This is a genomic window from Sphingomonas elodea ATCC 31461 (assembly GCF_000226955.1).
In the GTDB taxonomy this organism is placed as follows: Bacteria; Pseudomonadota; Alphaproteobacteria; order Sphingomonadales; family Sphingomonadaceae; genus Sphingomonas; species Sphingomonas elodea.
The window spans coordinates 15,747-29,472 of sequence record NZ_AGFU01000020.1 but is presented as its reverse complement, the minus strand read 5'-3'; the positions used below and the strand labels follow the sequence as shown (position 1 = coordinate 29,472).

The 13,726-nt window shown below is 67.9% G+C and carries 14 protein-coding genes; 4 read left to right on the top strand and 10 right to left on the bottom strand.

From position 1 onward, the window contains the following. Positions 1-56 precede the first annotated feature (56 nt). From sucD to zapE, 5 genes are all read right to left on the bottom strand, one after another. Positions 57-941 carry a succinate--CoA ligase subunit alpha gene (gene sucD, locus KK7_RS0107030; protein ID WP_010543934.1) on the bottom strand — a complete coding sequence of 295 codons (885 nt, stop codon included), beginning with the start codon at positions 939-941 and terminating at the stop codon, positions 57-59. Further along, complete coding sequence (locus tag KK7_RS0107025; RefSeq protein WP_010543933.1) at positions 942-1,535, bottom strand: hypothetical protein; 594 nt, start codon at positions 1,533-1,535, stop codon at positions 942-944. Continuing rightward, on the bottom strand, positions 1,505-2,467 hold the full coding sequence (mdh, locus tag KK7_RS0107020; protein WP_010543932.1) for a malate dehydrogenase: 963 nt from the start codon (positions 2,465-2,467) through the stop codon (positions 1,505-1,507). The genes KK7_RS0107025 and mdh overlap by 31 nt, the downstream gene beginning before the upstream one ends. A gap of 278 nt (positions 2,468-2,745) precedes the next feature. Beyond that, positions 2,746-4,578: a glycoside hydrolase family 2 protein gene (locus tag KK7_RS0107015; RefSeq protein WP_010543931.1), complete on the bottom strand. Its 1,833-nt coding sequence runs from the start codon at positions 4,576-4,578 to the stop codon at positions 2,746-2,748. Positions 4,579-4,686: 108 nt separating this feature from the next. Then, a complete protein-coding gene (gene zapE, locus KK7_RS0107010) occupies positions 4,687-5,799 on the bottom strand; it encodes a cell division protein ZapE (protein WP_010543930.1) in 1,113 nt (370 codons plus the stop codon). A 189-nt stretch (positions 5,800-5,988) separates the two neighbouring features. On the opposite strand from zapE, the gene KK7_RS0107005 reads away from it, so the two are divergent. The 3 genes from KK7_RS0107005 to KK7_RS0106995 are packed head-to-tail and all read left to right on the top strand — an operon-like array spanning position 5,989 to position 8,919. Then, on the top strand, positions 5,989-6,990 hold the full coding sequence (locus tag KK7_RS0107005; RefSeq protein ID WP_010543929.1) for an efflux RND transporter periplasmic adaptor subunit: 1,002 nt from the start codon (positions 5,989-5,991) through the stop codon (positions 6,988-6,990). A gap of 1 nt (position 6,991) precedes the next feature. Further along, on the top strand, positions 6,992-8,242 hold the full coding sequence (locus tag KK7_RS0107000; RefSeq protein WP_010543928.1) for an ABC transporter permease: 1,251 nt from the start codon (positions 6,992-6,994) through the stop codon (positions 8,240-8,242). Further along, positions 8,239-8,919 (top strand): ABC transporter ATP-binding protein, encoded by a 681-nt coding sequence (locus KK7_RS0106995; RefSeq protein WP_010543927.1) that lies wholly within the window; start codon positions 8,239-8,241, stop codon positions 8,917-8,919. The genes KK7_RS0107000 and KK7_RS0106995 overlap by 4 nt, the downstream gene beginning before the upstream one ends. A 39-nt stretch (positions 8,920-8,958) precedes the next feature. Here KK7_RS0106995 and KK7_RS0106990 read toward each other — a convergent pair whose 3' ends face one another. From KK7_RS0106990 to KK7_RS0106980, 3 genes are all read right to left on the bottom strand, one after another. Beyond that, complete coding sequence (locus KK7_RS0106990) at positions 8,959-9,741, bottom strand: succinate dehydrogenase iron-sulfur subunit (RefSeq protein ID WP_010543926.1); 783 nt, start codon at positions 9,739-9,741, stop codon at positions 8,959-8,961. Positions 9,742-9,837: 96 nt separating this feature from the next. Continuing rightward, positions 9,838-10,413: an ATP-dependent Clp protease proteolytic subunit gene (locus KK7_RS0106985; protein WP_010543925.1), complete on the bottom strand. Its 576-nt coding sequence runs from the start codon at positions 10,411-10,413 to the stop codon at positions 9,838-9,840. A gap of 77 nt (positions 10,414-10,490) precedes the next feature. Continuing rightward, the gene (locus tag KK7_RS0106980) at positions 10,491-11,438 is read right to left on the bottom strand and encodes a C13 family peptidase (RefSeq protein WP_010543924.1); all 948 of its coding nucleotides are present in this window, start codon (positions 11,436-11,438) and stop codon (positions 10,491-10,493) included. 140 nt (positions 11,439-11,578) lie between these two features. Here KK7_RS0106980 and KK7_RS0106975 point away from each other — a divergent pair, with 140 nt between their 5' ends. After that, positions 11,579-12,964, top strand: coding sequence for a PQQ-dependent sugar dehydrogenase (locus tag KK7_RS0106975; RefSeq protein WP_010543923.1), 1,386 nt, complete (start codon positions 11,579-11,581; stop codon positions 12,962-12,964). A 12-nt stretch (positions 12,965-12,976) separates the two neighbouring features. Here KK7_RS0106975 and KK7_RS0106970 read toward each other — a convergent pair whose 3' ends face one another. Continuing rightward, complete coding sequence (locus KK7_RS0106970) at positions 12,977-13,279, bottom strand: polyhydroxyalkanoic acid system family protein (RefSeq protein WP_029622990.1); 303 nt, start codon at positions 13,277-13,279, stop codon at positions 12,977-12,979. Beyond that, positions 13,279-13,695 (bottom strand): VOC family protein, encoded by a 417-nt coding sequence (locus tag KK7_RS0106965; protein WP_029622989.1) that lies wholly within the window; start codon positions 13,693-13,695, stop codon positions 13,279-13,281. Before KK7_RS0106965 ends, KK7_RS0106970 begins: the two co-directional genes overlap by 1 nt. Between the last annotated feature and the right edge of the window lie 31 nt (positions 13,696-13,726).

The following is a 13,726-nucleotide window of genomic DNA, read 5'->3' as shown; positions in this document are numbered from 1 at the left end:
TTCCGTTCGTGTTAGCGCTCCCACTCCCACCTATATAGGAGCGCTACCGTTGCAGTTTAGCCCTTGAGCACTTCCATCAGCGTCTCGCCGAGCAGCGAGGGGCTGGGGGAAACGCGGATGCCGGCGGCTTCCATCGCCGCGATCTTGTCTTCGGCGCCGCCCTGGCCGCCCGAGACGATCGCGCCGGCATGGCCCATGCGGCGGCCCGGAGGCGCGGTGCGGCCCGCGATGAAGCCGGCCATCGGCTTCTTGCGGCCACGCTTGGCCTCGTCGATCAGGAACTGCGCGGCCTCTTCCTCGGCCGAACCACCGATCTCGCCGATCATGATGATCGACTTGGTGGCTTCGTCCGCGAGGAACATCTCGAGCACGTCGATGAAGTTGGTGCCGTTGACCGGGTCACCGCCGATGCCGACGGCCGTGGTCTGGCCCAGGCCCGCATTGGTGGTCTGGAACACCGCCTCGTAGGTGAGGGTGCCCGAGCGCGACACGACGCCCACCGAGCCCTTCGAGAAGATCGAGCCCGGCATGATGCCGATCTTGCATTCGCCCGGCGTCAGCACGCCCGGGCAGTTCGGGCCGATCAGGCGCGACTTGGAGCCGGAAAGCGCACGCTTCACCTTCACCATGTCCAGCACCGGAATGCCCTCGGTGATCGCGACGATCAGCGGGATCTCGGCGTCGATCGCCTCGAGGATCGAATCGGCCGCGAAGGGGGGCGGCACGTAGATCACGCTGGCGTCGGCGCCGGTCTTCGACTTGGCTTCGGCAACCGTGTTGAAAACGGGCAGGCCGATATGCGTGCTACCGCCCTTGCCGGGGGTGACGCCGCCGACCATCTGCGTGCCATAGGCAAGCGCCTGCTCGGTGTGGAACGTGCCGGTAGCACCGGTCATCCCCTGGACGATGACCTTGGTGTTCTTGTCGACGAGGATGCTCATTCAGTTCGCCTTTTCCGGGTCGCTGGGAGGGGTGTAGGAGCGCAACGCAATCCAGCCGCCAAAGGTGGTCAGCGTGTACTGCGTCGTGCCGAACGAAGCGTTCACGAAGGTCGCGCGATCGGGCTTGGATTCGGGGCGCACGTAGAGCGGCACCTTTTCCTCGCTCGGGAGCACGATCTTGCGGGCCGCGAGATAGTCGTCGCCGCTGCCGGTCCACAGGACCAGGCAGGATTCGGCGATCTGGCCGGCTGCGGTGCCGGCCTTGGGTACGAAAAGATAGGTGTTGCCGCCGGCGATGCGGTAGATGGTGTTTGGCACCTCGGCCGCGGCGGGTGCCGGAGCCTTCAGCGCATCGGCGGCGGTGGCCGCCGCGCTCTCGCCGATCGCGCGCTGCGCCGGAAGCGGCAGCGTCGCATAGGTCGCCGGTTCCGCCATGCCGCGAGTCAGCCGCGCGGCGCCGCCCATGCACACGGCACGGAACAGCTCCACCGGCTCGGTGGGGGCCGTGGCGACCGCTTCCTGTGCGGAAGCGACGCCCGGCACCGCCACGAGCGCGGGTAGGATCAGGCGAGCGAGGCGTCGATCGACTTGCATGCTGCGACCAGTTCCTTGACCGCATCGACCGAGACGTCGAAATTCTGCTTCGCCGTGGCGTTCAGCTCGATCTCGACGATGCGCTCGACGCCGTCCTTGCCGATGACGATCGGCACGCCGACGTACAGATCGTCGACGCCGTACTGGCCGGTGAGGTGCGCGGCACAGGGAAGCAGGCGCTTCTTGTCCTTCAGATAGCTCTCGGCCATCGCGATCGCGCTGGTGGCCGGCGCATAATAGGCCGAGCCGGTCTTGAGCAGCGCGACGATCTCGCCGCCGCCCGAGCGGGTGCGCGCGACGATGGCGTCGATGCGCTCCTGGGTGGACCAGCCCATCTTGATCAGGTCGGGCACCGGGATGCCGGCGACGGTCGAATACTCGATCACCGGGACCATGGTGTCGCCGTGTCCGCCCAGCACGAAGGCGGTGACGTCCTCGACCGAGACGTTGAATTCCTCGGCGAGGAAGTGGCGGAAGCGCGCCGAGTCGAGCACGCCGGCCATGCCGACGACCTTCTGGTGCGGCAGGCCCGAGAACTCGCGCAGCGCCCACACCATCGCGTCGAGCGGGTTGGTGATGCAGATCACGAACGCGTCGGGCGCGTGCGCGGCGATGCCCTCGCCCACGGCCTTCATCACGCCCAGGTTGGTCTTGAGAAGATCGTCGCGGCTCATGCCCGGCTTGCGCGGGATACCGGCGGTGACGATGCAGACGTCGGCGCCCGCAATGTCCTCGTAGCTGTTCGCGCCCTTGAGGTTGGCATCGAAGCCTTCGACCGGTCCGGACTGTGCGATGTCGAGCGCCTTGCCCTGCGGCGTGCCCTCGGCAATGTCGAACAGGACGATATCGCCCAGTTCCTTGATTGCAGCGAGGTGCGCGAGGGTGCCACCGATCATGCCGGAGCCGATCAGCGCGATCTTCTTGCGAGCCATGGAATCTCCTTGGTTGGATCCAAGCAAAGCGGCCGCATCACGATGCGCCGCGAAAGCGGGGGCGGGATAGGCCTATAATAGCGACGCTGCAACCCGTGTTGGGGGATAGGTGCAGGATTATCTTTGCAATTCATTCGCAAGAGCAATAGAGAGTATTTTGCTCGGTTTCGCGCCGCTGCGGGATTCTGGCGACTTCCCTGCGGCTTCCCGCCAACCGTGCAGAGGACACCGGCCTCCGCACCCTAGGCCCCTCCCGCATGCGAGAGGGGCCTGGACAGTCACTTCTTCGCCGCGTCCGCAGCCTCGCGCTTGGCATAATCGCCTGCGAGCACATCGAACGCCAGCTTGTGCTGGCCTGTCTCGGAGATCAGGCCCTTGCGGTTCCAGCCCTGCTGATAGATCGGGTGCTGGCGCCGCGGCGAGCGGAAGTCCTTGAGGATCCAGGGGCTCATGCCGCGCAGGAACGGCACCTTGGCGGCCATCGCCAGTGTCGCGCGGTAATAGTCGGCCTGATACTCCTCGCTGAACTTGTGCGGGCTCGCCACCGGGTCGTGATAGCCGGCGCGGGCGTCGGCGCCGAATTCGGAGAAGATCAGCGGCTTGTTCGCCGGTCCGCGCCATTCCTGGCTGGCCAGATCCTCCAGCGCGTCGTCGGAGTACCAACCATTATAGGTGTTGATCGCCATGACATCGAGGTCGTTGGCCAGCGGATCGTCGATCTTCATGATGCTCTTGCCCTCGCGACCGCTGAGCAGCGCGGCGGTGACGAGACGGCTGGAGTCGAGCGCGCGGACATCGGCGATCATCGTGCGCAGGAAGGCGTTGCGCGCATCGTTGGTCGGCGTCTCGTTGGCGACGCTCCACAGCACGACCGAGGCACGGTTGCGGTCGCGGCGGATGTTCTCGGCCTGGATGCGACGGGCGTCGGCCAGCGTGTCCGGGTTGTTCCAGTTGACCAGCCAGTAGAGGGGCACCTCGCTCCACACCAGCAGGCCCATCTCGTCCGCCATGCGGGTGGTCGACTCGCTGTGCGGATAGTGCGCCAGCCGCACGAAATTGCCGTGCAGGCCATATTTGATCTCGCCCAGCAGGGCGCGGGCGGCTGCCGGCGTCATCGCGCGAACCGGATCGGCGCCCAGTTCTTCCTCGTGCATCGAGATGCCGCGCAGGAAGATCGGCTTGCCGTTGAGCAGGATGTCGGCGCCCTTCACCGCGATGGTGCGGAAGCCCATGCGATCGGCGAAATGATCGGCGCCGGCGTCGATGGCGATGTCGTAGAGCTTCGGGTTCTCCGGCGACCAGCGGACCAGCGCACGCGGCACCGGCAGCGTCGCGTCCCATTTGCCCTCGCCATCGGTCTTGCCGTCGAGCACGGCGCCGAGGCCCGGAATGCGGAACCTGACCGCCGTTCCCGCGGCCGCCGGCCCTTCGAGCTTCACCGATACCGCGATGCGGGTGCCGTCCGGCGTCAGGCGGACGAAGGCGTCGTCGACATAGGTATCGGGCACGGTGACAAGCGTGACGCTGCGGGTGATGCCGCCATAGGTCTCCCAATCGGTCACCGGTGGCGGCACGTCGTTGGCGGTGCGCACCGAATCGACGCCGATCGTCACCTGGTTGCGACCCGGGCGCAGCAGCTTGGTGACCTCGAAGGCGAACGGCGTGTAGCCGCCGCGATGCTCGCCCAGCGGCTTGCCGTTGAGATACACATAGGAGCGATATTCGGCCGCGCCGATGCGCAGGAACACGCGGTTACCGGGCTTGGGTGCCGCCGCGGTGAAGTCGCGCTGGTACCAGACCAGCCCCTGGTACAGCCGCATCTCGGGCGAATGGCCGATCCACGATCCCGGCAGGCTGGCTACCGGCGACTGCTGCATGTCATATTCGAAGAAGGTGCGCGGCTTGGCCTGCATCACCTCGGCGGGGATCACGTCGGCGGCGCGGTTGGTGCGCTGGTTGGGCGGTTCGCCATGGAAACCGGCCAGACCATCGCGGTATGGATCGATCGACCAGTGCCACGGCCCGTCGAGGCTCTGCTGCTGGCGGAGGTCCGCCGCGACGAGCACGGGCTGCGCCCAGGCCGAGGATATTCCGAGCCACGCAAACCCCATGGCTGCGAGAAGGCGCAATCGCCGCATCATCTTCTCCCTGTTCCTCCGGGAAAACCCGGAGCCCGATGTCATTGTAGAACGGGAGAATGGACTTACAACGTGGTCTGATCAATCCTGTCCATGGCCTTTGGCCAGATAGTCGTCGGACTGCATCTCGAGCAGGCGCGACACGGTGCGCTCGAACTCGAACCGCCCGTCGCCACTCTCGTAGAGATGTTCGGGTTCGGCATTGGCGGCGGCGAGCAGCTTCACCTTGTGCTCGTAGAGCGCGTCGACCAGCGTGACGAAGCGGGCGGCCTCGTTCCGATTTTCCGGTCCCAGCTTTGGGATGCCGACCAGGATCACGGTATGGAAGCGCCGTGCGATGGCGAGATAGTCCGGCGCACCCCGCGCTTCGCCGCACAGCCGCTTGAACGAGAAGACGGCGACGCCCTTCACGCATTTCGGCACCAGGATCTCGCGGCCGCCGGGGATCGGCACCTGGCAGGACGGCACGCGGGCGCGGTCCTCGACCGGATAGTCGGTGAGGCGGAAAAAGGCCGCGGAGAGGGTGGCGGTGGCTTCGGGCCCGTTCGGCACAAGCCACGTGTGTACGCTGCCCAGCCGGTCGCGGCGATAGTCGACCGGGCCGTTGAGCGCGAGCACGTCCATCTTCTCGCCGATCAGGTCGATGAAGGGCAGGAACAGCTGGCGGTTGAGCCCGTCCTTGTAGAGATCCTTGGGCGGGCGATTGGAGGTGGCGACCACCGTGAGCCCGTGTGCCATCATCGCGGTGAACAACCTCGAGAGGATCATCGCGTCGGGCGGATTGTTCACCACCAGTTCGTCAAAGGCGAGCAGGCGCGTGTCGCTGGCGAGCGCATCGGCGACGGCGACCACCGGATCGGCGGTATCCTTCTGCCGCTCGACGTTCAGCCGCTCATGCACCTCGAGCATGAATTCGTGAAAATGGACGCGGCGCTTCCGGCGGATGTCGAGGCTGTCGTAGAACAGGTCCATCAGCATCGACTTGCCGCGGCCGACATCGCCCCACAGATACAGCCCGCGCGGCACCGCCGGCTTGCGGCCGGTAAGCTTCCACAACACGCTGCCCTTGCGCGGGGCGGCCTGCAGTTCCGCGGCCAGGGCGTCGAGACGGGCGGCGGCGGCTTCCTGCTCACGATCGGGGCGAAGCTCGCCGGCGGAGACGAGGGCGCGGTAACGATCGAGGACGCGAGTCATGCCGGGCGGTGGTTTCCATACTGCGCCGGCAGCGCGCCGGGCGGGATCGGGCGGCCGGGCTGTCGCTGGCGACCGCCCGGGCGAACGTTGCGCATAGCGGCCACGTTCCAGTTAGGGAAGCTGCGGAAGCCTCCCTAGTTACCACCCCCGGCCGCTGCTGGTAGCACAGGCACGAGGCTGGAGACGGACATGCGGTTGCGGCGCATCTATTGGCTGGTTCCGGTGGCGATCGCGGGGGCGGGCGCCGGCGGCCTGTTCTGGCTCCGCCAGCCGCTCGCGGTGGTCGGCACGCCCGTCCGGATCGGCCCGGCCGCCGATGTCGTCTATGCCACCGGCTTCGTCGAGGCGCGCGAGCCGGTCGACGTCGCGGCACGGGTGACGGCGCCGATCACGCAGGTGCTGGTGGAAGAGGGCGCGCGGGTCGCGCGCGGCCAGCCGCTCGCCCGGCTCGAGGATGGCGAGCAGCGCGAAGCGATCGCGCAACTCGCGGCGCAGGCCCGGGCGGCAGCGCTGGACGAGCAACGAACGGTGGCGATCTTTCGCCGCGGCTTCGCGACCGCCGCTGCCCGCGACCGGGTGGTGACCACCGCCGAGGCGGCGCGCGCGGCGGAGGCGGCGGCGCGGGCGCGGCTCGACCAATATGTCGTGCGGGCGGGGATTGCGGGGGTGGTGCTCCGCCGCGACGCCTATCCAGGCGCGCTGGCGACACCGGCCAAGATCCTGTTCACGCTCGGTGACCCCGCACGGGTGCGGGTGACCGCCACGGTCGACGAGCGGGATATTCCGCGGGTGCTGCCGGGCCAGCGCGTGGCGATGACCTCCGATGCCTATAAGGGGCGCGTCTACCGCGGCCGGGTGACCGAGATCACCCCGGCGGGAGATCCCAACCAGCGGGCGTTTCGCGTGCGGGTCGCGCCCGACGGTGCCGATCTGCCGATGGGGCTAACCCTCGAACTGAACATCGAGACGGCGGTGCATCCGCGGGCGCTGCTGGTCCCCGCCAAGGCGGTGCGCGAGGGCAGAGTGTGGGTCGCGCAGACCGATCGTGCGAGGCGGGTGGCAGTGCAGACCGGCATCGAGGGCGGGGACATGGTGGAGGTTCGCGCCGGGATCGCGCCGGGTACCTGCGTCCTCGTCGATCCGCCGGCGACGCTGGCGGATGGCGCGCGCGTGAAGGTTGCGGGTTGCTGACATGCGCCGGGTCGCCCTGCTGCTTTCGATCGCCTTTCAGCATCTCGCCAAGCGGCGACGGCAGACGATCGTCGCGGTGGCGGGTGTAGGCGTCGGTGTCGGCTTCTTCCTCGCGGTGTCGGCGCTGATGGTCGGCAGCCAGGACGACTTCGTGAAGAAGCTGATCGATGCGGCACCCCATATCGTGGTGTCCGACGAAGTACGCAGCCCGACACCGCAGCCGGCGGTGCAGGCCTATCCCGGCGGCGCGGTGGCGGTACACGGCTACAAGCCGCGGACCGAGATGCGCGGTATCAAGGGCTGGCAGCAACTTGTCGCGACGGTGAACGCGATGCCCGGCGCCGTCGCCTCGCCCTCGCTGTCCGGCGGGGTGACGCTGCGGGTGGGCGGGCATGAGGAGGCGCTGGCGGTGATCGGCATCGATCCCGCGGTCGAGGCCCATGTCAGCAACGTCGAGGAAAATCTGAAGGCCGGCAGCCTGCATGCCCTGGAAACCAACCAGGGCGGGCTGATCGTCGCCGAGGAACTGGCGCGTCGGCTGGGGGTGAACATGGGCGATGTGGTCGGTGCCACCTCGGCGCGGGGTGGCACCCGCTCGCTGCGGATCGTCGGGCTGTTCGGCCGCGGGCGCAGCCCCGGCGGGAGCAGCGGCACCGGCTATGTGCTGCTGCGCGAGGCGCAGTCGCTGACCGGCCAGCCCTTCATCATCAACCGGGTGGGGGTGAAGATCGCCGATCCCTATCGGGCGGAGACCGTCGCCAAGGCGCTGGAGGCACGGTTCAGCTACAAGGCGGAAAGCTGGCAGGAACGTTCGGCCGATTTTCTGACACTGCTGCTCACCCGCAACATCATCATGTACACGGTGGTTTCGGCGATCCTGCTGGTGGCCAGCTTCGGCATCTACACGGTGGTGTCGAACGCGGTGGCGGATAAGCGGCGCGACATCGCGATTCTGCGTTCCATCGGGTTCTCGCAGGCCGACCTGCAGGGCATCTTCGTCGCCGAGGGTCTGGTGCTGGCGGTGATAGGGATCATTCTGGGTTTCGGACTGGGACTGGTGCTGATGCAGATCCTCGGCAGCCTCGAATTCCCGGTCAGCGGACGCGTGGAGCATATCCCGCTGGATCGCCGCCCGCGCCAGTTCTTGCTGGCGGGCGGCGCCTCGCTCGCCTGTGCTGTGTTCGCCGCCTGGCTGCCTGCGCGCAAGGCGGCCCGCGTCGATCCGGTCGACATCCTGCGGGGTGCCGCATGAGCACGCTGATAGAGGCGCACGGCCTCGCCCGCGTGCTGCCGGGGGATCCGCCGGTGTCGCTGGTGCAGGGCATCGATCTGGCGGTCGAGCCGGGCAGGTTCGTCGCGGTGATCGGCCCTTCGGGCTGCGGCAAGTCGTCGTTGCTCTATCTGCTCGGGCTGCTCGACCGACCGACTGCAGGCAGCCTGATGTTCGACGGGATGGATACGGTGCCGATGGGCGGGGACGCCCGCGCGGCGCTGCGGCTGGCGCGGTTCGGCTTCGTCTTCCAGTTCCACTTCCTGCTGCCGGAATTCACCGCGCTGGAAAATATATTGATTCCCATCCGACGCCTGGGGCGCCTTTCCGGCGGGGACGCCCGGACGCGCGCGATGGAACTGCTGCGCGCGATGGAGCTGGAGGCGCAGGCGGACAAGACGCCCGATCGCATGTCCGGCGGGCAGCGCCAGCGGGTGGCGATCGCCCGCGCATTGGCCAATGATCCGTCGCTGGTGCTGGGGGACGAGCCGACCGGCAACCTGGACAGCGTCAATTCACGGCGGGTGGTGGAGATCTTCCAAGCGCTGGCGCACGAGCAGGGCCGCGCGGTGATCTGCGTGACGCATGACCCCGACGTTGCCGCAGCGGCGGACCGGCGCATACACATGCGCGACGGCGGGATCGAGAAGGTCGATTGACACGCTCCCCTCCCGCACGCGGGAGGGGAGCTGCAAGGCTCAGAGCACGCGCTCGGCGGCCAGCTTCTTCACTTCGGCGATCGCCTTGGCGGGGCTCAGGCCCTTCGGGCAGGCGTTCGCGCAGTTCATGATGGTGTGGCAGCGATACAGGCGGAACGGATCCTCGAGCTGATCGAGACGCTCGCCGGTCATCTCGTCACGCGAGTCGGCCAGCCAGCGATAGGCCTGGAGCAGGATCGCCGGACCGAGGAACTTGTCGCTGTTCCACCAGTAGCTCGGGCACGAGGTCGAGCAGCAGGCGCACAGGATGCACTCGTAGAGGCCGTCCAGCTTCTCGCGGTCCTGCGGGCTCTGGAGCCGCTCCTTGCCCGACGGCGTGGTGGTCACGGTCTGCAGCCACGGCTTGATCGAGGCATATTGCGCATAGAAGTGCGTGAAATCGGGGACCAGGTCCTTGATCACGTCCATATGCGGCAGCGGGGTGATCTGCACCTCGCCCTTGATGTCCTCGATCGCGGTGGTGCAGGCGAGTCCGTTCTTGCCGCCGATGTTCATCGAGCAGGAACCGCAGATGCCCTCGCGGCATGAGCGGCGGAACGTCAGCGACGAATCCTGCTCGCCCTTGATCTTGATCAGCGCGTCGAGAACCATCGGGCCGCAATCGTCGAGATCGACCTCGAACGTGTCGTAGCGAGGGTTCTCGCCCGAATCCGGATCGTAGCGGTAGATCTTGAACTTCTTGACCCGCGTGGCCTCGGGGCTTGCCTTGTGCTCCTGGCCCTTGGTGATGCGGCTGTTCTTGGGCAGGCGGAATTCGGCCATTCCTGAAACTTCCTCTTTCGCTTCGGCGCGACGCGTCTTTGGGGGGCGAGCTATGCCTTTCGCATCCGCAGCGCAAGTGTCCTTTGGACCGCGCCCCTAGATCACGTCGAGCACCAGCCCCAGGTCCCGCGCCGCTTCGGCTTCGATATACCAGTTATAGGGCGCGCGGCGGCGAAGCTCCTCGAATTCGACGCGCGAGCCGGCGACGATCGCCCGAAAGCCCTCTTCCTCGATCGCGATCGACTGCTCGATCTCGGCCAGCTTGGCCTTCAGCACCGCCGGCAGCATCTGCAGCGGACCGGAGAGTTCGAGCGTCGACTGCATCTGCCGCTCGTGCAGCATCAGCCGGGTGCCGCGGGTGAGGAAGCGTTTGTCGACCGGAAATCCGGCCATGAAGGTGGCGCCCGCCGAATAGACCGCGACCTTGCCGAGGAACAGCAGCTCGCGCCCCGTCGCCTCGTGGAGCAGGCGCAGTTCGTCGGCCATCAGCCGGGCGACTTCGGGATCGCCGCCCAGCGTGGAGAGCGCGACGACCAGCGGGCCATCTGCCGGCGCTGCGAGCAGCTGGTCATGGAAACTGCGATACATCGCGTGATCGACGGTGCCTTCCAGCCTAACATGCGGGGTGGCGAGCAGCGGATAGCGCTGGAGCGGGCTCTGGGAATCGGACATGCGCGGGCAACCGGCGAGGGGAGAGGGAGTTCCGAGGCAACGTCTTCCTCCTCCCGCCTGCGGGAAGGCGACGAGGCTCACGGCTTCAGCGCATCCGTGGCCGGCGCCCCCACCGGTGCGGTCGCCACCTTCGGCATCCGTGCCTCCAGCGGCGCCAGCCAGGCCGATACATTGTCGCCGATCGAAACCTGCGGCATCGACGGATCGAGCCGCCCGGCGCGCTCCCAGCCGATGATCGTCTGGCGCGCCTCGGCCGCGGCGTCGGCGAGGGGTTGCGGCTTTCGCAGCGCATGGTTGACCAGCGCGTCGCCGAAGAAGGTCCAGTCATTCTCCGCCCGGCAGCCGAACGAGGTTCGACGGGACGAGGCGGCGGTGAGAATCGCGGTGGTGTCGCTGATCAGCCGCTTGACGAAGGCGCCCGAATAGCAGGCGGAAAGCAGCAGCAGCCGGTTGCGGATGCCCAGTCCGTCCAGGATAGCGGCGAAGCGGGCGGGCGACAGGACACCGAAGCCCTGGTCGCCGTCATGATAGGCGAGCCCGGCATCGGGCGCGCCGTGGGTGGTGACGTATAGCACCAGCACGTCCTGGTTGCGGTCCATCACCTCCGCGATGCGGGCGAGCGCGAGCGTAAGGGCGGTGATGCTCCCGTTCGGCAGCTCTGCGCCGCCGCGGCCATCGGGCCCGGCGAACACCAAGGACCGACCCTCGGCATCATAGCGCCGCGCAAGCACCCGGGCGCTCTCGCGCGCCTCGCGGGAGAAGACAGGGTCGCTGTCGAGCGCGACACTCACCACATAGGCGTCGACCATGCCCTTGCGTTCGGGCGAGAGCGCGGCGAGGGCGGCGTGCAGCCGTCGCTGCTCGGCGAGGAGGGATCGCGGGCTGCGGCCCCGCTGAAGCTCGGGCCCACTTTCCAGCCCGTCGATGCCGGAATCGCCGGAGACGATGCCGGGCCAGCCTGTCGTGTGTGCGGGCGGCTGGGGCTGAGCCCAGGCGACAGGCGCGCCGCCCATCGCAAGCAACATCGCAGACGCGTGCAACCACAACCGCATTCGGGCAGGCCCCCCGGATCAGGTGAGCCGACAGTCTTGCCTGCGCGCCCGCGAAGTCAAGCGGCACCAAAATCGCATTGGCTTCGCCAGCGCCCGGCCCTAGTGCTGGCGTCATGCTCAAGCGTGTCCTGATCGCCCTCGCCCTGCTCGTCGTTGCCGCCGGTGCCGCCTGGTACTGGCTCAGCCGCCCCGACATCGCCACGCTGGCGGAGAGCGCGGTGACCGGTCGCGCGCCGGAAATCAGCGAGCCACGCTACCAGACCGTGCCGACAGTGGGCGTCGCCAAGGCGGTCGGCTGGCCTGCAGGGGCCGCCCCCAAGGCGGCAGCCGGGCTGAAAGTGCAGAAATTTGCCGACAAGCTCGATCACCCCCGCTGGCTGTATCAGCTGCCCAATGGCGACATTCTGGTCGCCGAAAGCAACTCGCCGCCGCGCGACAAGGGCGGGATCACCGGCTGGGTGATGGGCATGCTGATGAACAAGGCGGGCGCGGGCGTCGCCTCGGCCAACCGCATCACCTTGCTGCGCGACAGCGACGGCGACGGCGTGGCCGACATGCGCACCGTGTTCCTCACCGGGCTCAATTCGCCGAGCGGCATGACGCTGGCGAACGGGTCGCTGTACGTCGCCAACACCGATTCGCTGGTTCGCTATCCCTATCTCGATGGCCAGACCAAGATCACGTCCGCGCCGCAGAAGATCCTGTCGCTGCCCGGCGGCGGCAACCACTGGGCGCGCAACGTCGTGGCGTCGCTGGACGGGAAGCGTCTGTACGTGAGCATCGGTTCGGCCTCGAACATCGCCGAGGATGGGCTCGACGCCGAGGGCCCGATCTACAGCGCGGAAAGCCCCGCGCAGATGGCCAAGGCCGCCGCGCAACCGACCAACCGCGCGGTGATCCTCGAGGTCGATCCCGAGGCCAGGACCAGCCGCATCTTCGCCTGGGGCATCCGCAACGCCAACGGCATGGCCTTAGAACCCAAGACCCAGGCGCTGTGGGCGGTGGTGAACGAGCGCGACATGCTCGGCTCCGACATGCCGCCGGACTATATGAGCCGGGTCGATCTCGGCGCCTTCTTCGGCTGGCCCTGGCAATATTGGGGCGGATACGAGGACAAGCGGGTCGAGCCCGGCCGGCCGGACCTGCGCGAATATGTCCGCCGCCCGGACTTTGCGCTCGGCGCCCACACCGCGCCGCTGGGCCTGACCTTCGCCGATGGCGCGCGGCTGGGCGATGCCTATGCCAATGGCGCGTTCGTCGGCCTACACGGTTCTTGGAACCGCCAGCCGCCCTCGGGTTACAAGGTCGTGTTCGTGCCGTTCGGCGACAATGGCTTCCCGGCCAAGGGCGGCAAGCTGCAGGACGTGCTGACCGGCTTCCTCAACGCCAAGGGCGAGGCGCAGGGACGGCCGGTGGCGGTGATCACCGGCGCGGGCGGCGCGCTGCTGGTGGCGGACGATGTCGGCAACACCGTGTGGCGGGTGAGCGCAGGCCGCTGACCCGCCGGGCCCTCAGCCGAGCAGGCGGGGGCCTTCCTTCTCCAGCATCTCGCGCACCTTGCCGGCGAACAGGCCGAGCATGCCGGGAAGCGCCACTTCGGCGTGGACGATGCTTTCTGCCACGTCGAGTCGGCTGGCGACCTGCTGGCCCATCGCCGTCACGGTGAAGTGGAGGCTGTCGCCCTCCCAGCGATGCTCGACGGTGCCGCCGCCGGGGATCTTGTCCGCCAGACGGCCGATCTTCGACTCGATCCGCGCCCGCGCACCAGCACGGCCGAGCTGGTGGGGGATGTCGAGCGTGATGGTCTGCGACATCATTTGGCGAACAACATCGAGTCGTCGGCAAACGCCTTGAATTCGAGCGCGTTGCCGCTGGGGTCGCGGAAGAACATCGTCGCCTGCTCGCCCACCTGGCCCTGGAAGCGGATGTGCGGGGCGATGCCGAAGGGAATGCCGGCGGCTTCCACTCGCGCGGCGAGGGCGCGCCAGTCCTCCATCGTCAGCACAACGCCGAAATGCGGCACGGGCACGTCATGGCCGTCGACCGCGTTCGAGCTGGCGACGGGTTTCGCGGCGGGATCGAGATGCGCGACGATCTGGTGGCCGAACAGGTCGAAGTCGATCCACTGCGGGGAGGAGCGCCCCTCCGGGCAGCCGAGCACCTCGCCGTAAAAGGTACGGGCGGCGGCCAGGTCATGGACCGGGAAGGCGAGGTGAAAAGGGCGTGGCATGGCCATGACCTAGCCGTTGGTCCGGCGCGCG